Below are 20,353 nucleotides of genomic sequence, written 5' to 3' on the forward strand. Positions count from 1 at the left end.
GGCCGACAAGTGGACAGGCGGCCGCATTCATTCTTTTTTCACATTTCCGTGGCAAAGCCCTTGCGCACCGCGTGGAACCCGTCTAATATTCGCCCCCTCGCAACACGAACCGCGCTGCAAACGCAGCAGCGACAAGGGTTGCGGGGTTGATGGGGGTTGGAGTTGGCGAGGTTTGCCAGCGCTGACCGGCAGAAAAAAGTTCTGCGAAACCTGTTGACGAAACGTTGAATGCTCTGCATAATCTCGTTTCTCCGCTGCGACGAAATACGCAGCGACAGCGAACGGCGAAGCCGGCCCGCTGAAGTTCTTTAACAACCAAACAACCGATAAGTGTGGGCGCTTGATGGCGAACGCCGCCGGGGACTTCGGGTTCCTGGTGTTGCTTCAACAGTATCAAGTGCTCGCACAGTAAAACATGTTGGTTTGGCTCTTCGGGGTCAAGCCAGTCAGTTTTCTGAGAGTGAGCGACCGCTCGAAAGAGCGAGCCCTTCGGGGCACACAGAGATTGAACTGAAGAGTTTGATCCTGGCTCAGATTGAACGCTGGCGGCATGCCTTACACATGCAAGTCGAACGGCAGCGCGGACTTCGGTCTGGCGGCGAGTGGCGAACGGGTGAGTAATACATCGGAACGTACCCTGTTGTGGGGGATAACTAGTCGAAAGATTAGCTAATACCGCATACGACCTGAGGGTGAAAGCGGGGGACCGCAAGGCCTCGCGCAGCAGGAGCGGCCGATGTCTGATTAGCTAGTTGGTGGGGTAAAGGCTCACCAAGGCGACGATCAGTAGCTGGTCTGAGAGGACGATCAGCCACACTGGGACTGAGACACGGCCCAGACTCCTACGGGAGGCAGCAGTGGGGAATTTTGGACAATGGGGGCAACCCTGATCCAGCAATGCCGCGTGTGTGAAGAAGGCCTTCGGGTTGTAAAGCACTTTTGTCCGGAAAGAAAACGTTCTGGTTAATACCTGGGGCGGATGACGGTACCGGAAGAATAAGCACCGGCTAACTACGTGCCAGCAGCCGCGGTAATACGTAGGGTGCGAGCGTTAATCGGAATTACTGGGCGTAAAGCGTGCGCAGGCGGTTTTGTAAGACAGGCGTGAAATCCCCGGGCTTAACCTGGGAATTGCGCTTGTGACTGCAAGGCTAGAGTGCGTCAGAGGGGGGTAGAATTCCACGTGTAGCAGTGAAATGCGTAGAGATGTGGAGGAATACCGATGGCGAAGGCAGCCCCCTGGGACGTGACTGACGCTCATGCACGAAAGCGTGGGGAGCAAACAGGATTAGATACCCTGGTAGTCCACGCCCTAAACGATGTCAACTAGTTGTTGGGGATTCATTTTCTCAGTAACGTAGCTAACGCGTGAAGTTGACCGCCTGGGGAGTACGGTCGCAAGATTAAAACTCAAAGGAATTGACGGGGACCCGCACAAGCGGTGGATGATGTGGATTAATTCGATGCAACGCGAAAAACCTTACCTACCCTTGACATGCCACTAACGAAGCAGAGATGCATTAGGTGCCCGAAAGGGAAAGTGGACACAGGTGCTGCATGGCTGTCGTCAGCTCGTGTCGTGAGATGTTGGGTTAAGTCCCGCAACGAGCGCAACCCTTATCTTTAGTTGCTACGAAAGGGCACTCTAGAGAGACTGCCGGTGACAAACCGGAGGAAGGTGGGGATGACGTCAAGTCCTCATGGCCCTTATGGGTAGGGCTTCACACGTCATACAATGGTGCGTACAGAGGGTTGCCAACCCGCGAGGGGGAGCTAATCCCAGAAAACGCATCGTAGTCCGGATCGCAGTCTGCAACTCGACTGCGTGAAGCTGGAATCGCTAGTAATCGCGGATCAGCATGCCGCGGTGAATACGTTCCCGGGTCTTGTACACACCGCCCGTCACACCATGGGAGTGGGTTTTGCCAGAAGTAGTTAGCCTAACCGCAAGGAGGGCGATTACCACGGCAGGGTTCATGACTGGGGTGAAGTCGTAACAAGGTAGCCGTATCGGAAGGTGCGGCTGGATCACCTCCTTTCCAGAGGCTTGTGTTCACAAGTCAAGCGTCCACACTTATCGGTTTGTTTGAGTGTTACAGCCAAGGGTCTGTAGCTCAGGTGGTTAGAGCACCGTCTTGATAAGGCGGGGGTCGTAGGTTCAAGTCCTACCAGACCCACCAAGTTATCCGGGGGATTAGCTCAGCTGGGAGAGCACCTGCTTTGCAAGCAGGGGGTCGTCGGTTCGATCCCGTCATCCTCCACCACTTACCTTGGGGTAGTTGTCAAAGAGAAGCGCTCGGTTGCGAGTGTTTGTCTTTGGCTGTTGCCATCGAGCATGTTTGCTCGGCTGTTCTTTAACAATATGGGATGTAGTAAAGGTGTCGCGAGTGCGTTGATGAGGCGTGCTGCAGTACGCGATACCGGGTTGTGATTGTATCAACCAAAATGTATTTAAGTGATCGAAAGATGACTTGGAATACGGCACAAACGCGAGAACTCAGACCTGTAATGGATGTGGAGACACACTCGTTATAGGGTCAAGCGAACAAGTGCATGTGGTGGATGCCTTGGCGATCACAGGCGATGAAGGACGCGGTAGCCTGCGAAAAGCTTCGGGGAGCTGGCAAACGAGCTTTGATCCGGAGATGTCCGAATGGGGAAACCCGGCCCGTATGGGTCATCCCTTGCTGAATACATAGGCAAGGGAAGCGAACGCGGCGAACTGAAACATCTAAGTAGCTGCAGGAACAGAAATCAACCGAGATTCCCAAAGTAGTGGCGAACGAAATGGGAAGAGCCTTGTACTCTTTAGCAGCATTGTTAGCAGAACGGGATGGAAAGCCCGGCCATAGCAGGTGATAGCCCTGTATGCGAAAACAGCGTTGTGGAACTAGGTGTACGACAAGTAGGGCGGGACACGTGAAATCCTGTCTGAAGATGGGGGGACCATCCTCCAAGGCTAAATACTCGTGATCGACCGATAGTGAACCAGTACCGTGAGGGAAAGGCGAAAAGAACCCCGGGAGGGGAGTGAAATAGATCCTGAAACCGCATGCATACAAACAGTCGGAGCCTGGCAACGGGTGACGGCGTACCTTTTGTATAATGGGTCAGCGACTTACATTCAGTGGCAAGCTTAACCGATTAGGGAAGGCGTAGCGAAAGCGAGTCCGAACAGGGCGTTGAGTCGCTGGGTGTAGACCCGAAACCAGATGATCTATCCATGGCCAGGTTGAAGGTGCGGTAACACGTACTGGAGGACCGAACCCACTAACGTTGAAAAGTTAGGGGATGAGCTGTGGATAGGGGTGAAAGGCTAAACAAATCTGGAAATAGCTGGTTCTCTCCGAAAACTATTTAGGTAGTGCCTCGTGTCTCACCTTCGGGGGTAGAGCACTGTCATGGTTGGGGGGTCTATTGCTGATTACCCCGCCATAGCAAACTCCGAATACCGAAGAGTGCAATCACGGGAGACAGACATCGGGTGCTAACGTCCGGTGTCAAGAGGGAAACAACCCAGACCGCCAGCTAAGGTCCCCAAGATTGGCTAAGTGGGAAACGAAGTGGGAAGGCTAAAACAGTCAGGAGGTTGGCTTAGAAGCAGCCACCCTTTAAAGAAAGCGTAATAGCTCACTGATCGAGTCGTCCTGCGCGGAAGATGTAACGGGGCTAAGCCAGTCACCGAAGCTGCGGACGCGCGCAAGCGCGTGGTAGGAGAGCGTTCTGTAAGCCTGTGAAGGTGTCTTGTAAAGGATGCTGGAGGTATCAGAAGTGCGAATGCTGACATGAGTAGCGATAAAGGGGGTGAAAGGCCCCCTCGCCGTAAGCCCAAGGTTTCCTACGCAACGTTCATCGGCGTAGGGTGAGTCGGCCCCTAAGGCGAGGCAGAGATGCGTAGCTGATGGGAAGCAGGTTAATATTCCTGCACCGTCGTATGATGCGATGGGGGGACGGATCGCGGAAGGTTGTCCGGGTGTTGGAAGTCCCGGTCCCTGCATTGGAGAAGGCGCTTAGGCAAATCCGGGCGCGGAATTCAAGGATGCGGGGCGAGCGGCCTAGTGCTGCGAAGCAATTGGAAGTGGTTCCAAGAAAAGCCTCTAAGCTTCAGTCATACGAGACCGTACCGCAAACCGACACAGGTGGGCGAGATGAGTATTCTAAGGCGCTTGAGAGAACTCGGGAGAAGGAACTCGGCAAATTGGTACCGTAACTTCGGGATAAGGTACGCCCTGGTAGCTTGACTGGCCTGCGCCAGAAGGGTGAAGGGGTTGCAATAAAATGGTGGCTGCGACTGTTTAATAAAAACACAGCACTCTGCAAACACGAAAGTGGACGTATAGGGTGTGACGCCTGCCCGGTGCCGGAAGATTAAATGATGGGGTGCAAGCTCTTGATTGAAGTCCCGGTAAACGGCGGCCGTAACTATAACGGTCCTAAGGTAGCGAAATTCCTTGTCGGGTAAGTTCCGACCTGCACGAATGGCGTAACGATGGCCACACTGTCTCCTCCCGAGACTCAGCGAAGTTGAAGTGTTTGTGATGATGCAATCTCCCCGCGGCTAGACGGACAGACCCCATGAACCTTTACTGTAGCTTTGCATTGGACTTTGAACCGATCTGTGTAGGATAGGTGGGAGGCTTTGAAGCGTGGACGCTAGTTCACGTGGAGCCGTCCTTGAAATACCACCCTGGTTTGTTTGAGGTTCTAACCTTGGCCCGTGAATCCGGGTCGGGGACAGTGCATGGTAGGCAGTTTGACTGGGGCGGTCTCCTCCCAAAGTGTAACGGAGGAGTTCGAAGGTACGCTTGGTACGGTCGGACATCGTACCTAAAGTGCAATGGCAAAAGCGTGCTTAACTGCGAGACCGACAAGTCGAGCAGGTGCGAAAGCAGGACATAGTGATCCGGTGGTTCTGAATGGAAGGGCCATCGCTCAACGGATAAAAGGTACTCTGGGGATAACAGGCTGATACCGCCCAAGAGTTCATATCGACGGCGGTGTTTGGCACCTCGATGTCGGCTCATCTCATCCTGGGGCTGTAGCCGGTCCCAAGGGTATGGCTGTTCGCCATTTAAAGAGGTACGTGAGCTGGGTTTAAAACGTCGTGAGACAGTTTGGTCCCTATCTGCCGTGGGCGTTGGAATCTTGACGGGGGCTGCTCCTAGTACGAGAGGACCGGAGTGGACGTACCGCTGGTGTACCTGTTGTCTCGCCAGAGGCATCGCAGGGTAGCTATGTACGGAAGAGATAACCGCTGAAAGCATCTAAGCGGGAAACTCGCCTGAAGATGAGGATTCCCTGGAGGCTTGACCTCCTTGAAGGGTCGTTCGAGACCAGGACGTTGATAGGCTGGGTGTGGAAGCGCAGTAATGCGTTAAGCTAACCAGTACTAATTGCCCGTAAGGCTTGATCCTATAACCAGTGTGTTTTACCTGGTGTTCCGCTGTGCCACAGGCATACAGCACAACCCCATATCTTTACTACACCCAGATTCGCCCGCGCTGACCACACGTCAGCGCCGGCAACCCCTCATGCCTGGTGACCATAGCGAGTTGGAACCACCCCTTCCCATCCCGAACAGGACCGTGAAACGACTTTGCGCCGATGATAGTGCGGACTACCCGTGTGAAAGTAGGTCATCGCCAGGCTCTTATACCCAGAACCCCCAAGCCCAAAAGCTTGGGGGTTTTGCTTTTGCAGCGGCGGAATTCATTACCGCGCGGTTGTAAAAGCGCCAGCCTCTCGCTGTTCAAACGCCCGCATTTTGTGGATGATCGTCCGCAAAATTGCCCGGCACGCCTTTCGCTCCTCTGTGGACACAGGGGATGGCAGCCCGCCATCCCTCCGCATTCAGGAGGTGTCCATGCAAAAGCTTCGACCCCGACATATGCTGGCAGCCGGTGCGCTGGCGTTGATTTCGGTCTCGGCACTGGCCCAGACGACGCCGGGCCCGCGCGATCCTTATACCCAGGGTAGCGCCGCGCCGATCAGTGGTACTTACGATCCGAACACCAGCGGTGCCCGTGCCGGCGACAAGTTCGACCCGTACTCGCAGGGTGCGGATCGCGCGACTCGCCAGGATCTTGCTCCGCAACCGCAGGCCCAGACCTACCAGCGGCAGTCGTATCAGAACACCGTTGCACCGCCGGCCCGACCGGACCGGATGGCAGGCGCCTATCGTGGCGACATGCGCTGGAATGGACCGCTGCTCGGTAACCGCCTGGGGCCGCGTAGCCTCTATCTCGACGGCGCCTAAGCGCCGCCGCGTCAACTGATTGGGAACCCCGCCACATCGGCGGGGTTTTTTTGTTTGGCAGACCCGCCACTGTCTCATCTCCGCAAAACACTTTTCCGCAAGATGGCCAACACGGCACCAATCCTTTGGGATTCTGCGTGGCGGTTTCCGATTCCCACGTGGCAATGAAGCATTCCACTTCATTACAAGGAATTTTCTGTCATCCTGATTCAACTTCGACCTGTTAGCATAGCGAAATTCGCAAGCATGCTTATTGAACTGTTTGCCAGGCAGACTGCTCAAATGCTGCATTGCCGCAGACGCCGGACGCCCGGCCCGCCTTGGAGGAGGGGGCCGCGCAGGACCCAGCCAAGGGTGCCGGTTGTGTGAATGACGCCACAGGACAGGTGTGCGTCAGCAGATATCGGAGAAACCGATTATTGTTGTCGACCGGTAAGACGATGCCCACCCTAGATCGGCGCACGGCTTGCATGCAGCAGTAATCCCGATCATCCAAGGTCGAGCAGGAATTTTGAGAGTACGGGGAGCAGGGCAGCCCAGCCAGGGCAGTCCTGTGCCGGATGCGCGCGCGGCGTGTCTGGTGTTCAGTTTTCCTCCAGGCCGGCAGAGCCGGCGAAAGCAGGGGCCCATGGCGACAATCCGCTGAATCCGTTAGCCGACACGTGCCTGTCGTGGGCACGCCAATTGCGTCCACGCGCGCCGTGACGCCTGCCTGGCTTGAGCCAGGACCAAGAAGAATTCAATCCGTTTCATCCTCGAGGAAATCGCTATGCAAGCAACGCGCGCCAAGCGTGCTTTGATTCCAGGCATGCTGGCTCTTGCCGTGGTGGTGCTGTCCGCCTGCGGCAAGAAGAACGAAGCCCCCGCGGCCCAGACGCCTGAAGTGAAAGTGGTCACGCTGAAGAACGAGGCCGTCACGCTGGACACCTCGCTGCCGGGCCGGACGCTCGCGTACCGGATCGCCGAAGTCCGCCCGCAGGTCAACGGCATCATTCAGAAGCGGCTGTTCGTGGAAGGCAGCGACGTCAAGCAGGGCCAGCAGCTTTACCAGATCGACCCGTCGACGTACGAAGCCACGGCCAAGAGCGCCGAGGCCACGCTGGCATCGTCCAAGCTGCTGGCGGAGCGCTACGGCCGGCTGGTCGGCGATGAAGCCGTCAGCAAGCAGCAGTATGCCGAGGCACAGGCGTCGTACCTGCAGTCCAAGGCCGCCGTCGACCAGGCACACATCAACCTGCGCTACACCAAGGTGCTGGCGCCGATCTCGGGCCGCATCAGCCGCTCGCTGGTCACCGAAGGCGCGCTGGTCACCAATGGCCAGGCCAACGCGCTGGCCACCATCCAGCAGCTCGATCCGATCTATGTCGACGTGACGCAGCCGTCCGCGTCGCTGCTGCGCCTGCGCAAGGAACTGGCCAACGGTCAGCTCCAGGGCGCCGGCGCCAACGCCGCCAAGGTCATGCTCCAGCTGGAGGATGGCAGCACCTATTCGGAACCGGGCCGCCTGGAGTTCTCGGAAGTGGCCGTCGACCAAAGCACCGGCTCGGTCACGCTGCGCGCCGTGTTCCCGAATCCCCGCAACGAGTTGCTGCCCGGCATGTTCGTGCACGCCCGCCTGGCTGAAGGCGTCCGCCAGTCGGCCATTCTTGCACCGCAACGGGGCGTCACGCGCGACCTGAAGGGGCAGCCGACGTCGCTGGTGGTCAACGCCAACAACGAGGTGGAACTGCGCGTGCTCAAGACGGACCGCACGATCGGCAACAACTGGCTCGTTACCGATGGCCTGAAGGCCGGCGACCGCGTGATCGTCGAGGGCCTGCAGTTCGTCCGCCCCGGCGCCAAGGTCAAGGCCACCGAGGCCACCGCGGCCCAGGCCGGCCTGGCCCCTGCCTCGGCACCCGCCGCCGCCTCGGCGCCGGCCGCCAAGTCCTGATCGGGACCGACGCATAAGGATTCGCCATGTCTAATTTCTTTATCGAGCGCCCGATCTTTGCGTGGGTGATCGCGCTCGTGATCATGCTGGCGGGCGTGCTGTCGATACGCGCGCTGCCGGTCACGCAGTACCCCGCCATCGCGCCGCCTACCATCGCCATCTCCGTGGCCTACCCGGGCGCCTCGGCGCAGACGGTGCAGGACACGGTGGTGCAGGTCATCGAGCAGCAGCTTAACGGCCTGGACCGCCTGCGCTACATCTCGTCGGAATCGAACTCCGACGGGAGCATGACGATCACGGCCACGTTCGAGCAGGGCACCAACCCCGACATCGCGCAGGTGCAGGTCCAGAACAAGCTGGCCCTGGCGCAGCCACTGCTGCCGCAGGAAGTGCAGCAGCAGGGCATCCGCGTGACCAAGTCGGTGCGGAACTTCCTGATCATCGTGGGCCTGATCTCCACGGACCCCAGCACGACGCGGGAAGACCTCTCGAACTACATCGTCTCGAACCTGCAGGACCCGATCTCGCGCACCTCGGGCGTCGGTGACTTCCAGGTCTTCGGTTCGCAGTACGCGATGCGGATCTGGCTGGATCCGGCCAAGCTGAACAGCTTCCAGCTGGCACCGCTCGACGTCAGCACCGCGATCAAGGCGCAGAACGTGCAGGTGGCCTCGGGCCAGCTCGGCGGCCTGCCGGCCGTGCGCGGCCAGCAGCTCAACGCCACGGTGGTCGGCAAGACGCGGCTGCAGACGGCCGAGCAGTTCGGCAACATCCTGCTGAAGGTGAACCCCGACGGCTCGCAGGTGCGCCTGCGCGACGTGGCCGACGTGGGCCTGGGCGGCCAGGACTACTCGATCAACGCCCAGTACAACGGGCGGCCGGCGTCGGGTATCGCGATCCGGCTGGCTTCTGGCGCCAACGCGCTGGAAACGGTCAAGAACATCCACAACACGCTGAACCAGCTCGAACCGTCGTTCCCGCCGGGCATCAAGGTGGTGTTCCCGTACGACACCACGCCGGTGATCTCCGACTCCATCCACGAGGTGGTGAAGACGCTGCTCGAAGCCATCGTGCTGGTGTTCCTGGTGATGTACCTGTTCCTGCAGAACTTCCGCGCCACGCTGATCCCGACGATCGCCGTGCCGGTGGTGCTGCTGGGCACGTTCGGCGTGCTGGCCGCGTTTGGGTACTCGATCAACACGCTGACGATGTTCGGGATGGTGCTCGCCATCGGCCTGCTGGTGGACGACGCCATCGTGGTCGTCGAAAACGTCGAGCGGGTGATGGCCGAGGAGGGCCTGGGGCCCAAGGAAGCCGCGCGCAAGTCGATGGGCCAGATCCAGGGCGCGCTGGTGGGCATTGCGCTGGTGCTGTCCGCGGTGTTCCTGCCGATGGCGTTCTTCGGCGGCTCCACGGGCGTGATCTACCGCCAGTTCTCGATCACGATCGTCTCGGCGATGGTGCTCTCGGTGCTGGTGGCGCTGGTGCTGACGCCGGCGCTGTGCGCCACGATGCTCAAGCCAATCGAGAAGGGCGACCACGGCGAGCACAAGGCCGGCTTCTTCGGCTGGTTCAACCGCAGCTTCATCCGCACCACGCAGAAGTACGAGGGCGGGGTGGTCGGCATCCTCAAGCGCCGCGCGCCGTTCCTGATCATCTACGTGCTGATCGTGCTGGCGATGGGCTTCCTGTTCACGCGGATCCCCACCTCGTTCCTGCCGGAAGAAGACCAGGGCGTGCTGTATGCCCAGGTGCAGACGCCGCCGGGGTCGTCGGCCGAGCGTACGCAGGCCGTTCTGGACCAGATGCGGAACTACCTGCTCAACGACGAAGGCAAGATCGTCGAGTCGCTGTTCACGGTCAACGGCTTCAACTTTGCCGGCCGTGGCCAGAGCTCGGGCCTGGCGTTCATCCTGCTCAAGCCGTTCAAGGACCGCGAGGGTGACGCCACGAGCGTGTTCGACCTGACCAAGCGCGCGCAGGCCAAGTTCAGCACGTTCCGGGATTCGCTGGCCTTCGCGTTCGCGCCGCCGGCCGTGCAGGAACTGGGCAACGCCACCGGCTTCGACTTCTACATGCAGGACCAGGCCGGCCTGGGGCACGAGGCGCTGATGGACGCGCGCAACAAGTTCCTGGCGCTGGCCGCCAAGAACCCGGCGCTGCAGCGCGTGCGTCCGAACGGGCTGAACGACGAGCCGCAGTACGTGCTGGAGATCGACGACGAGCGCGCCCGCGCGCTGGGCATCTCGCTGTCGGACATCAACAGTACCGTGTCGATCGCCTGGGGTTCCAGCTACGTGAACGACTTCATCGACCGGGGCCGCGTGAAGCGGGTGTACCTGCAGGGCCGTCCCAATGCGCGGATGAACCCCGAGGACCTGAACAAGTGGTTCGTGCGCAACGACAAGGGCGACATGGTGCCGTTCTCGGCGTTCGCGTCCGGCAAGTGGGGCTACGGTTCGCCGAAGCTCCAGCGCTACAACGGCGTGCCGGCCGTAGAAATCCTGGGCGAGCCGGCTGCCGGCAAGAGCTCGGGCGAGGCCATGGCGGCGGTCGAGGAGATCATGAAGCAGATGCCGACCGGTATCGCGTACTCGTGGACGGGCCTGTCGTACGAGGAGCGGCTGTCGGGCTCCCAGGCGCCGGCGCTCTACGCGCTGTCGCTGCTCGTGGTGTTCCTGTGTCTGGCGGCGCTCTATGAAAGCTGGGCCATCCCGTTCTCGGTGATGCTGGTGGTGCCGCTGGGCGTGATCGGGGCGCTGATGGCGACGCTGGCGCGCGGACTGTCGAACGACGTGTTCTTCCAGGTGGGCCTGCTCACCACGGTGGGCCTGTCGGCGAAGAACGCGATCCTGATCGTCGAGTTTGCCAAGGACCTGCACGACCAGGGCAAGGGCGTGGTCGAGGCGGCGGTCGAGGCCTGCCGCATGCGTCTGCGGCCCATCATCATGACGTCGCTGGCGTTCGTGCTGGGCGTGTTCCCGCTGGCCATCTCGCAGGGCGCGGGCTCGGGCAGCCAGCACGCCATCGGTACCGGCGTGATCGGCGGCATGATTACCGCCACCGTGCTGGCCATCTTCTGGGTGCCGCTGTTCTTTGTCGTGGTGACGTCGCTCAAGGAACGCCGCCGCAAGTCCGGACCTTCCTCCCTGGAAACGGGAGCCCAAGCATGAGACAGACGCTACTTTGCCTGGCCGCCGCCGCAGCGCTTGCGGGCTGCAGCCTGATTCCGAACTACGAGCGGCCCGCCGCGCCGGTGGACGCCGCCTATCCCCAGGGCGACGCCTACAAGGCCGGCACGGCCGCGGCACAGACGCCGTCCGCGGCGGAACTGGGCTGGCGCGACTTCTTCTCGGACCCGCGGCTGCACCGGCTGATCCAGCTTGCGCTGGAGAACAACCGCGACCTGCGCGTGGCCGCGCTCAACGTCGACGCCTACCGCGCGCAGTACCGCATCCAGCGCGCGGACCTGTTCCCCGAAGTGGGCGCCACCGGCCAGGGCACGCGGCAACGTGTGCCGGCCGACCTGTCGTCGACGGGCCAGCGGGTCATCAGCAGCCAGTACGGCGTGTCGCTGGGCACCACCGCGTGGGAGCTGGACCTGTTCGGCCGCCTGCGCAGCCTGAGCCAGGCCGCGCTGGAGCAGTACTTCGCCAGCGAGGAAGCGCGCCGCAGCACGCAGATCGCGCTGGTGGCAAGCGTGGCCAACGCGTACCTGACGCAGCGCGCCGACGAGGCCAACCTGGCCGTCACGCGCGATACGCTGAGCGCGTACGAGCGGACCTACAACCTCACCCGGCGCAGCTTCGAGGAAGGCATCGCGTCGCGGCTGGACCTGCGCCAGTCGCAGACGCAGGTGGAGAACGCGCGCGCGTCGCTGGCCCGCTATACGCGGCTGGTGGCGCAGGACGCCAACGCGCTGGCGCTGCTGGTCGGCACCAGCCTGCCGCCCGACCTGCCCGCAGGGCTGACGCTGGACCAGAACCTGCTGGCCGAGGTACCGGCCGGCATGCCGTCCGACCTGCTGCAGAACCGGCCCGACATCCTCGAAGCCGAGCATCGCCTGAAATCGGCCAACGCCGATATCGGCGCGGCCCGCGCGGCGTTTTTCCCGCGCATCCAGCTCACGGCGTCGGGCGGCACGGCCAGCCGCCAGCTGTCGGGGCTGTTCGATGCCGGCTCGGGGACGTGGCTGTTCCAGCCGCAGATCACGCTGCCGATCTTCACGGCCGGCAGCCTGCGCGCGAGCCTGGACTACGCCCGCATCCAGAAGGACATCAACGTGGCCACGTACGAGCGCACCGTGCAGTCGGCGTTCCGCGAGGTGTCCGATGGCCTGGCCGCGCGCGGCACGTTCACCGACCAGGTGGCGGCCCAGACGCGGCTGGTCGAGGCCAGCTCGGACTACTACCGGCTGGCCGAGGGCCGCTACCGCACCGGCGTGGACAGCTACCTGACCGTGCTCGATGCGCAGCGCCAGCTCTTCACGGCGCAGCAGGCGCTGATCGAGGCGCGGCTCAACCAGTTGACCAGCGAGGTGAACCTGTTCAAGGCGCTGGGCGGCGGGCTGAACGAGGCCACCGGCGCGCCCGCCCCCGACGCGGGCACCACGACCACGGGCAGCACGTCGGGCAACACCCCGGCCAACCCGACGGCCAGCGCCCGCCAGGCATCCTGAGTCCACCCGGACCCGGCAGTCACGACGGAGGCAGCTTCTGGCTGCCTCCGTTTTTTCATGCGCGCTCGCTGCGGCGCCTCTGACTGCGCGCGCCCTGTCTGCGGCGTCAGAGCGGTATCGACATAAACGCGGTGGAATACCGCGGACCCCTGTTCCCCGAAAGATTTCACTTCGGTGACGCCTGCCTGTGCACGATAGTCAACGCATCCGATGGTATCGAAGGAGGCGACTGATGGCACCCACGCAATCCGCATCGATTTCCCCGGTCCGGCCCGTGCAACTGGGCGGGGCCCACGCCTGGTGGGTCTGGGCGCTCTCGGTCCTGTTCGTGATCTACCTGTTCAGCGTGCAGACCGGCTATTCGATCGTCAACCCCGACATCGCGCGCGACGTGTCGCTCAGCGTGACGCAGGTGAGCACCATCGCCGCCGTCTACACATGGGTGTTCGCCGTCTGCCAGTTCTTCGGCGGCGCGCTGCTGGACCGGCTCGGCGCGCACAAGGTGCTGCCGGCGTCGGTCGTCCTGGTCATGGCCGGCGTCTTCCTGTTCGCCAATGCGGAAAGCTACGGCATGCTGGTGCTGTCGCAGTTCGTCATGGCCGTGGGTGCGTGCACGGGCTTCGTGGGCGGCGGCTACATTGGCGGGCAGTGGTTCGGCATGGCGCGCTTCAGCTTCATGTTCGGGCTGGTGCAGTTCTGCGCGTCGCTGTCGTCGGCGTTCTCGGTCAACGCGCTCCAGTTCGCGCTGGAGCGGATGGACTGGCGCACGCTGTTCAACTATGTCGGTGCCGCTGGCGTGGTGCTGGCCCTGCTGGCGTTCGCGTACCTGCGCAATCCCACGCCGGTGCCGTCGTCGGGCCAGGGGCCGGTGGCGTTCGTGCGGTCGGTGCTGTCGGCGCTGGCCGATGTGGCGCGCAACGGCCACGTCTGGGTGTCGGCGCTGATCTGCGCGGCGCTGTTCGGCAGCCTGCTGGCCGCCGGGGTGGTGTGGATGCCCAAGCTGATGGCGGTGCGCGGCGCGTCGCCGGAGCTGGCGGCGTTCAGCGCGTCGCTGCTGTGGCTCGGGCTGGCGGCCGGCTGCCTGGTCGTGCCCGCGTGGTCTGACCGCATCCACCGGCGCAAGCTGCCCATCATCGCCGGCTGCGTCGTGCAGCTTGTGTGCGCCGGCGTGACGCTCTACGTGCCGGGCGTGCCCGTGTGGCTGGTGCTGGTGCTCAGTTTCTGTTTTGGCTTTGCCAACGCGGCGCATATGCTGACATTCAGCAGTGCCGCCGATGTGGTGCCGCCGCAGTTGATCGGCACGTCGGCCGCGTTCGTCAACGGCCTGGCCTTCATCGCCGGCGGCATCATGATCGCGCGGCCCGGTGCGCGCGTGGCACTGGGCGAGGCCCACGGCCTGCCGGCCCACACGCTGGCGCTGGCCCAGTATGCCGCGGTGCCCATCGTGGCGGCGCTGGTGGTGGCGCTGGTGCTGGCGCTGCTGATGCGCGAGACGTACCCGGCGCCGGCCGCCGCCACGGACGGACAGCCTTAGAGAGGGAGTAACCGACATGGCCATCTCCGCCATCCGCGCCGCCGCGGTGACGTTCCGCGGCGACCCGTTCCTGCAGGAGCCCGCGTCCTGCCTGGTCTACGAGCCCGACGCGCTGATCGTGATCGACGCCGGCCGCATCCGCGACTTCGGCCCGGCAGAGACGGTACGCCAGCGTCTGCCGGCCGGCACGCCCGTCACGCACTATGCGGACGGCATCGTCAGCGCGGGTTTCATCGACACCCATATCCACTATCCGCAGACCCAGATGGTGGCCGCGTACGGCGAGCAGTTGCTCGAATGGCTCGACAAGTACACCTTCGTGGCCGAGCAGCAGTTTGCCGACGCGGCGCACGCGCAGGGCGTGGCCCGCGTGTTCCTGCGCGAACTGCTGCGCAGCGGCACCACCACGGCCATGGTCTATTGCACCGTGCATCCGCAGTCGGTGGACGCCTTCTTCGAGGAGTCGGCCCGCTTCAACACGCGGATGATCGCCGGCAAGGTGATGATGGACCGCAACGCGCCGCCCGCGCTGCTGGACACCGCCGAGACCGGCTACCGCGACAGCGTGGCGCTGATCGAGCGCTGGCACAAGCCGGGCCGCCAGCACTACTGCATCACGCCGCGCTTTGCGCCTACCAGCACCGACGCCCAGCTCCAGGCCTGCGGCGCGCTGCGCGAAGCGTATCCCGATGCCTACGTGCAGACGCACCTGTGCGAGAACCTGGCCGAGATCGACTGGGTGATGTCGCTGTTCCCCGAGCGCCGTGGCTACCTGGACGTCTACGCCCACGCGGGCATCGTCGGCGCGCGGTCGGTCTACGGGCACGGCATCCACCTGACGGAACAGGACTTTGCGCTGTGCCACCAGACCGGCGCCGCGCTGGCCCATTGCCCGACGTCGAACCTGTTCCTGGGCAGCGGCCTGTTCCGGCTGTTCGATGCCCGGCTGGCCAAGCGGCCCGTGCGCGTGGGGCTGGGCACCGACATCGGCGCTGGCACCAGCTTCTGCCAGCTCCAGACGCTGAACGAGGCGTACAAGGTGGCGGCGATGAACGGCACGCGGCTCAACGCCATCCAGGCCTACTACCTGGCCACGCGCGGCAGCGCCGAGGCGCTGTACCTGGACGACACGATAGGCACCATCGCGCCGGGCTTCGAGGCCGACCTGGTCGTGCTGGACCGCAACGCCACGCCGCTGCTGGCGTTCCGCAGCGGCTACTGCAACGACATCGTCGAGCAACTGTTCGTGCTGATGACGCTGGGCGACGACCGCGCCGTGCGTGCCACCTACGTGGCCGGCGAGCGGGTCTACGACCGCGACACCGGGTGCGACCCGTTCCGCTATCCGGCCGGCGCTGGCGCCGCGTGACTACAGTGTCGACTTGCCGAACAGGCTCTCCAGCAGTTCCACCACCAGTTCGGCCGTCTGGTTGTGCACGTCGCGCGCGGGATTCAGTTCGAGCACGTCGAGCGAGCCGAGCGCGCCGGTGTCCTCGATCATCTCCAGTGCCAGGTGCGCCTCGCGGTAGGTGGGGCCGCCCCGCACGGGCGTGCCTACGCCGGGCGCGATCTGGCTGTCCAGGAAGTCGACATCGAAGCTGACATGCAGGTGGGTGTCGGCGTCGATGCCGGCCAGCGCGCGCTCCATGGTCTGGCGCATGCCGTTCTCGTCGATATAGCGCATGTCGTAGACGGTCAGCCCCAGCTCGCGCAGGCGCAGCTTTTCCTCGGCGTCCACGCTGCGGATGCCCACCTGCCGGATCTGCTGCGCCGACATGGCCGGCGTGACGCCGCTCAGGGCCGTGAGCGGCGCCGGGCCGTCGCCACACAGGCAGGCCACCGGCATGCCGTGGATGTTGCCGGTGGGACTGGTGCTGCCGGTATTGGCATCGGCATGGGCGTCCAGCCACAGCACCAGCAGCTTCTTGCCCTGCTCGCGGCAGTGGCGCGCCGCCGCGCTGACCGACCCGATGGCCAGGCAATGATCGCCGCCCATCAGCAGCGGCATGTGGCCGGCCGCCAGCGTCGCGTAGGCGGTCTCGAACACCTGCTCGTTCCACGCCAGCACTTCCTGCAGGTGCCGCATGCCATCGACCGGTGGCTGCCAGGGGTTGCCCGGCCCGCCCAGGTTGCCAAGGTCGTGGACCTGCAGCCCGGTGCGGGTCAGCGCGCCGGCGATGTCCGCCACGCGCAGCGCGTCCGGCCCCATCGACGCCCCGCGGATGCTCGCGCCCACGTCGGTCGGCGCCCCTATCAACGTCACTGGCTTCATGCCACCTCCTGGTAAGGGATGTCCGGTGCCATGATCGCACCGATCCAGATTGACACCGGAAAAGCGCCAAAAATCTCCTGCAGGACGGCATCGCCCGCCCTATAATTCCTGAATCGTTGATTGAGCAATGATTGATCGGGCAATAGAAAATGGCATCGGAATCGCGTGGTGTGGAGCATGAGCCACTGACTGGCAATGCCGGGCAGGTGCTGCCGTTTCGGGAGTCGCTGCTGGCGATGCTCGGTATCGCGTTCGTCGTGATGCTGGTGGCGCTGGACCAGACCGTGGTGTCCACGGCGCTGCCGACCGTGGTGGCCGAGCTGCAGGGGTTCGAGTACTACGCCTGGGTGGCCACGGCCTACCTGCTGACGTCGGTCGTCACCGTGCCGGTGTTCGGCCGGCTGGGCGACTACTACGGGCGCAAGCCGTTCGTGCTGGCGTCGATCATCGTGTTCCTGGCCGCGTCCGTGCTGTGCGGGATGGCCACCAGCATGCCGTTCCTGGTGGCCGCGCGGGCGCTGCAGGGCATTGGCGGCGGGATGCTGGTGGGCACCGCGTTCGCGTGCGTGCCGGACCTCTTTCCCGATTCCCACGTCCGGCTGCGCTGGCAGGTGCTGATGAGCACCGCGTTCGGCATCGCCAACGCGGTGGGCCCATCGCTGGGCGGCCTGCTGACCGAGTGGTACGGCTGGCGCGCCGTGTTCTATATCAATGTGCCGGTGGGGCTGCTGGGGCTGGTGTTCGCCTGGCGCTACCTGCCGCACCTGCGGCAGCAGCGGCACGAGGGGCCGGTGCGGATCGACTGGTTCGGCGCGCTGCTGATCGCGGTGGGCCTGGGCAGCCTGCAACTGTCGGTGGAATGGCTGCCCGAGCGGGGCTTCGGCCTTGTGACGTGCGGGCTGATGCTGCTGTCGTGTGCGTCGTTTGCGGCGCTCTGGCAGTGGTCGCACCGTTGCCAAAACCCGATCCTGCCGCTCGACATGTTCCGCAACCCCGCGCTGGCGCCGCTGTTCGTGCTCGGCGTGCTGGGCGGTTTCACGATGTTCGCCCTGCTGCTCTATGCGCCGTTGCTGTTCCAGGGCGGGTTCGGCTACTCGCCGAAGCAGGCGGGCCTGTTGGTCACGCCGCTGGTGGTGTGCATCACCGTGGGCAGCATCGTCAACGGGCGGATCATCACGCGCATCCCGCAGCCCAACAGCATGCTCTACGCCGGCTTTGCGATGCTGGCGCTGGCGCTGCTGGGCCTGTCGCAGGCCACGCGCGGCATGCATCACAATCTGCTGCTCGCGATCATGCTCTGCGCGGGGCTGGGCCTGGGGTTCGTGCTGCCCAACCTGACCGTCTTCGCGCAGCAGACGGCCGGCCGCTCGCACCTGGGCATTGCCACCGCCATGTTGCAGTCACTGCGCATGGTGGGCGGGATGGTCGGCACGGCGCTGGTCGGCACGCTGGTCACGCGCAGCTATACCGCCGGCGTCAACGCGTCGCTGGCCTCGGCCCATGCGACGGACTGGGCCGGCCGGCTGACCGACCCCCAGATCCTGATCGACAAGGCCGCGCAGGTGGAATTGCTGACCAACCTGCAGCAGGCAGGGCACAATGGAGCCCTGCTGCTGGAGCAGGCGCGGGTGTCGCTGGTGAGCGCCATCCATCTGGGCCTGCTGCTGGCGGCCGTCGCGGCCCTGGTGGGCATCTGGCGGGTACGCCGCGTGCCGCCGATCAAGCTGGTCCGGGTACATGAGCCCGTGATGGCCGCGGACTGACATTCGCCAAACTGGAGACTGGATTTGGAACTGGAGCGACAAAGCCTGGCCGTGCTGCAACAGTTCGGACGCACCTACCGCGCCTATGCCGCCGCGTTCGAACAGCGTATCGGGCATCCGTTGCCGCGCTGGCGCATTCTGTTTGCCCTGCACGGCCACGAGGGTCCGATCGCGCAAAAGCCGCTGGCCGACCGCGTGGGCATGGACCCCGGCGCGCTGACGCGCCAGCTCAAGGCCCTGCAGGAGCTGGGCTGGATCGAGCGCTCCACGAGCGAGCGCGACAACCGCATGACCAACGTCACGCTGACCGACCTGGGCCGCGAGATCGTCGACCAGGCCCTGCCGCGCCGGTCCGCGTTCCTGCAGGACGTGCTGGCCAATGTGTCCGACACCACGATGCACAACCTGTCGAAGGGCCTTGCCCAGCTTGAGGCCGGCATCGCCGACGCCGTGGCCCGCACCGAACGCGACGCCGCCTGAGCGTTTCCCCCCTACGTCGTCCGCTACACCGCCCCGAACAGCCGCGCCACCGCCACCGGGTTCGACGGGAAATAGAAGTGGACGTACGACGCGGTCAGGCTGCCGGCCTGGTACACCGCCTCGCCCTGGCTGCCGTCGCGCGGCGACGTGGCCCGCGCCGCCGGCGCCCATGACGTGGCCGCCCGCGAATAGTGGAAGGTGTGACCGCGCAGTACCTCGCCCGTGCCGGGCATCGTCACGGATTGATGGCCGATCGCCGACAGCCGGCGCTGCATCGTGACCGTCCCCGGCAGCACGCCGGCCATCGCATGGCTGGTCCCGTCCTTGTCCACCAACTGCTCGAACAGCGCCATCATCCCGCCGCATTCCGCCAGCATCGGCACGCCGCACGCGCAGGCGTCGCGCAGCGCCTGCCGCATCGCCGTGTTGGCGGCCAGCGCGGCGGCATGGAGCTCCGGATAACCACCCGGCAGCCAGACCGCGTCGCACGGCGGCAGCGCCGCGTCCCGCAGCGGCGAGAACCACGCCAGGTGCGCGCCCAGCGCGACGAGGGTTTCCAGGTTGGCCGGATAGATGAAGCGGAAGGCGTCGTCGCGCGCGATGGCGATACGCTTGCCGGCCAGCAGCCGTGGCGGCGGCGCGATGGCGGGGCCGGCAAACGTCACCGGCTCGGGCAGGTGCGACAGCGGCAGCGCAGCCAAGGCATCGGCAAGCACGTCGAGCCGCGTCATCAGGTCTGGCAGTTCGTCGGCGCTGAACAGCCCCAGGTGCCGCGCCGGCAGGCTGGCCGCCGCGTCGTGCGCCAGCGCGCCGGCCCAGGCGATGCCGGGCGGCAAACTCTCGCGCAGCATGTCCGCGTGGCGCGCGCTGCCGACGCCGTTGGCCAGCACGTGCATCGCGTGGAACGGGTCGCCGTAGTGCGCCAGGCCATAGGCCAGCGCGCCGAAGGTCTGGGCCATCGCGCCGGCCTGGATCACGGCCAGCACGGGCAGGCCGAACAGCCGCGCCACGTCCGCGCTGCTTGGCGTGCCGTCGTGCAGGCCCATCACGCCTTCCACCAGGATCAGGTCCGCTTCCGCCGCCGCCTCGGCCAGGCGGACGCGCGCGTCGGCTTCGCCAGTCATCCACAGGTCGATCGACTGCACCGGGGCACCGCTGGCCGCGGCCAGCAAGGTCGGATCCAGAAAGTCGGGGCCGGTCTTGAACACGCACACGTGGCGCCCCTGGCGCGCATGGAGCCGCGCCAGCGCGGCGGTCACGGTGGTCTTGCCCTGGCCCGACGCCGGCGCGGCGATCATCAGCGTGGGCACCGCGCGGGCGCGGGCGGCAAGGGGAGCGGAGGAAGGTTGCGACATGGGTGTAAGCATCGTGGCGGGCCGTCCAGCGCCCGGCGGTGGTCTGAGGCGGGCCGGCTGGCGCGGCCGATTATAACGAGCG

Annotated in this window: 10 protein-coding genes, 2 tRNA genes and 3 rRNA genes; 13 read left to right on the forward strand and 2 right to left on the reverse strand. The window is 64.2% G+C overall.

What is annotated here, in order from left to right:
* The first annotated feature begins 507 nt into the window (after positions 1 to 507).
* The 11 genes from EPAKOI_RS17305 to guaD all read left to right on the forward strand — a co-directional run bounded on the left by EPAKOI_RS17305 (position 508) and on the right by guaD (position 15,770).
* Positions 508 to 2,039 (forward strand): 16S ribosomal RNA (locus EPAKOI_RS17305).
* 64 nt (positions 2,040 to 2,103) lie between these two features.
* A tRNA-Ile gene (locus EPAKOI_RS17310) sits at positions 2,104 to 2,180 on the forward strand.
* An 8-nt stretch (positions 2,181 to 2,188) separates the two neighbouring features.
* A tRNA-Ala gene (locus tag EPAKOI_RS17315) sits at positions 2,189 to 2,264 on the forward strand.
* A gap of 271 nt (positions 2,265 to 2,535) precedes the next feature.
* Positions 2,536 to 5,414, forward strand: a 23S ribosomal RNA gene (locus EPAKOI_RS17320).
* 120 nt (positions 5,415 to 5,534) lie between these two features.
* Positions 5,535 to 5,648, forward strand: a 5S ribosomal RNA gene (gene rrf, locus EPAKOI_RS17325).
* Together the 16S, 23S and 5S rRNA genes with 2 tRNA genes alongside form the textbook arrangement of a ribosomal RNA operon.
* A 215-nt stretch (positions 5,649 to 5,863) precedes the next feature.
* Positions 5,864 to 6,256 (forward strand): endonuclease, encoded by a 393-nt coding sequence (locus EPAKOI_RS17330; RefSeq protein WP_124685513.1) that lies wholly within the window; start codon positions 5,864 to 5,866, stop codon positions 6,254 to 6,256.
* 769 nt (positions 6,257 to 7,025) lie between these two features.
* The gene (locus EPAKOI_RS17335) at positions 7,026 to 8,189 is read left to right on the forward strand and encodes an efflux RND transporter periplasmic adaptor subunit (protein ID WP_313839427.1); all 1,164 of its coding nucleotides are present in this window, start codon (positions 7,026 to 7,028) and stop codon (positions 8,187 to 8,189) included.
* 26 nt (positions 8,190 to 8,215) lie between these two features.
* Positions 8,216 to 11,362, forward strand: a complete 3,147-nt coding sequence (locus tag EPAKOI_RS17340; protein ID WP_423194106.1) for an efflux RND transporter permease subunit — start codon at positions 8,216 to 8,218, stop codon at positions 11,360 to 11,362.
* Entirely contained in the window at positions 11,359 to 12,867 is a 1,509-nt protein-coding gene (gene adeC / locus EPAKOI_RS17345) for an AdeC/AdeK/OprM family multidrug efflux complex outer membrane factor (RefSeq protein WP_423194107.1), read from the forward strand. The genes EPAKOI_RS17340 and adeC overlap by 4 nt, the downstream gene beginning before the upstream one ends.
* Before the next feature lie 232 nt (positions 12,868 to 13,099).
* Positions 13,100 to 14,401 carry an MFS transporter gene (locus tag EPAKOI_RS17350; protein ID WP_124685509.1) on the forward strand — a complete coding sequence of 434 codons (1,302 nt, stop codon included), beginning with the start codon at positions 13,100 to 13,102 and terminating at the stop codon, positions 14,399 to 14,401.
* 16 nt (positions 14,402 to 14,417) lie between these two features.
* Positions 14,418 to 15,770 carry a guanine deaminase gene (guaD, locus tag EPAKOI_RS17355; RefSeq protein WP_423194108.1) on the forward strand — a complete coding sequence of 451 codons (1,353 nt, stop codon included), beginning with the start codon at positions 14,418 to 14,420 and terminating at the stop codon, positions 15,768 to 15,770.
* Here the strand turns inward: guaD and rocF are convergent, their stop codons facing one another.
* Complete coding sequence (gene rocF / locus EPAKOI_RS17360) at positions 15,771 to 16,673, reverse strand: arginase (protein ID WP_124685507.1); 903 nt, start codon at positions 16,671 to 16,673, stop codon at positions 15,771 to 15,773.
* Between the two features lie 149 nt (positions 16,674 to 16,822).
* On the opposite strand from rocF, the gene EPAKOI_RS17365 reads away from it, so the two are divergent.
* Positions 16,823 to 18,436 carry an MFS transporter gene (locus tag EPAKOI_RS17365; RefSeq protein ID WP_423194109.1) on the forward strand — a complete coding sequence of 538 codons (1,614 nt, stop codon included), beginning with the start codon at positions 16,823 to 16,825 and terminating at the stop codon, positions 18,434 to 18,436.
* A 24-nt stretch (positions 18,437 to 18,460) separates the two neighbouring features.
* Positions 18,461 to 18,916, forward strand: a complete 456-nt coding sequence (locus EPAKOI_RS17370; RefSeq protein WP_124685506.1) for a MarR family winged helix-turn-helix transcriptional regulator — start codon at positions 18,461 to 18,463, stop codon at positions 18,914 to 18,916.
* Positions 18,917 to 18,939: 23 nt separating this feature from the next.
* Here EPAKOI_RS17370 and EPAKOI_RS17375 read toward each other — a convergent pair whose 3' ends face one another.
* A complete protein-coding gene (locus EPAKOI_RS17375) occupies positions 18,940 to 20,271 on the reverse strand; it encodes a cobyrinate a,c-diamide synthase (protein WP_423194110.1) in 1,332 nt (443 codons plus the stop codon).
* Between the last annotated feature and the right edge of the window lie 82 nt (positions 20,272 to 20,353).

It is taken from the genome of Cupriavidus sp. H18C2, assembly GCF_049393795.1.
GTDB lineage: Bacteria > Pseudomonadota > Gammaproteobacteria > Burkholderiales > Burkholderiaceae > Cupriavidus > Cupriavidus pauculus_C.

Bases quoted from the DNA above. Each gene is read 5' to 3' on its own strand.
- rocF (WP_124685507.1), bottom strand. From the start codon at position 16,673: ATGAAGCCAGTGACGTTGATAGGGGCGCCGACCGACGTGGGCGCGAGC.
- guaD (WP_423194108.1), top strand. From the start codon at position 14,418: ATGGCCATCTCCGCCATCCGCGCCGCCGCGGTGACGTTCCGCGGCGAC.
- EPAKOI_RS17375 (WP_423194110.1), bottom strand. From the start codon at position 20,271: ATGTCGCAACCTTCCTCCGCTCCCCTTGCCGCCCGCGCCCGCGCGGTG.
- EPAKOI_RS17335 (WP_313839427.1), top strand. From the start codon at position 7,026: ATGCAAGCAACGCGCGCCAAGCGTGCTTTGATTCCAGGCATGCTGGCT.
- EPAKOI_RS17340 (WP_423194106.1), top strand. From the start codon at position 8,216: ATGTCTAATTTCTTTATCGAGCGCCCGATCTTTGCGTGGGTGATCGCG.
- EPAKOI_RS17350 (WP_124685509.1), top strand. From the start codon at position 13,100: ATGGCACCCACGCAATCCGCATCGATTTCCCCGGTCCGGCCCGTGCAA.
- adeC (WP_423194107.1), top strand. From the start codon at position 11,359: ATGAGACAGACGCTACTTTGCCTGGCCGCCGCCGCAGCGCTTGCGGGC.
- EPAKOI_RS17365 (WP_423194109.1), top strand. From the start codon at position 16,823: ATGGCATCGGAATCGCGTGGTGTGGAGCATGAGCCACTGACTGGCAAT.
- EPAKOI_RS17330 (WP_124685513.1), top strand. From the start codon at position 5,864: ATGCAAAAGCTTCGACCCCGACATATGCTGGCAGCCGGTGCGCTGGCG.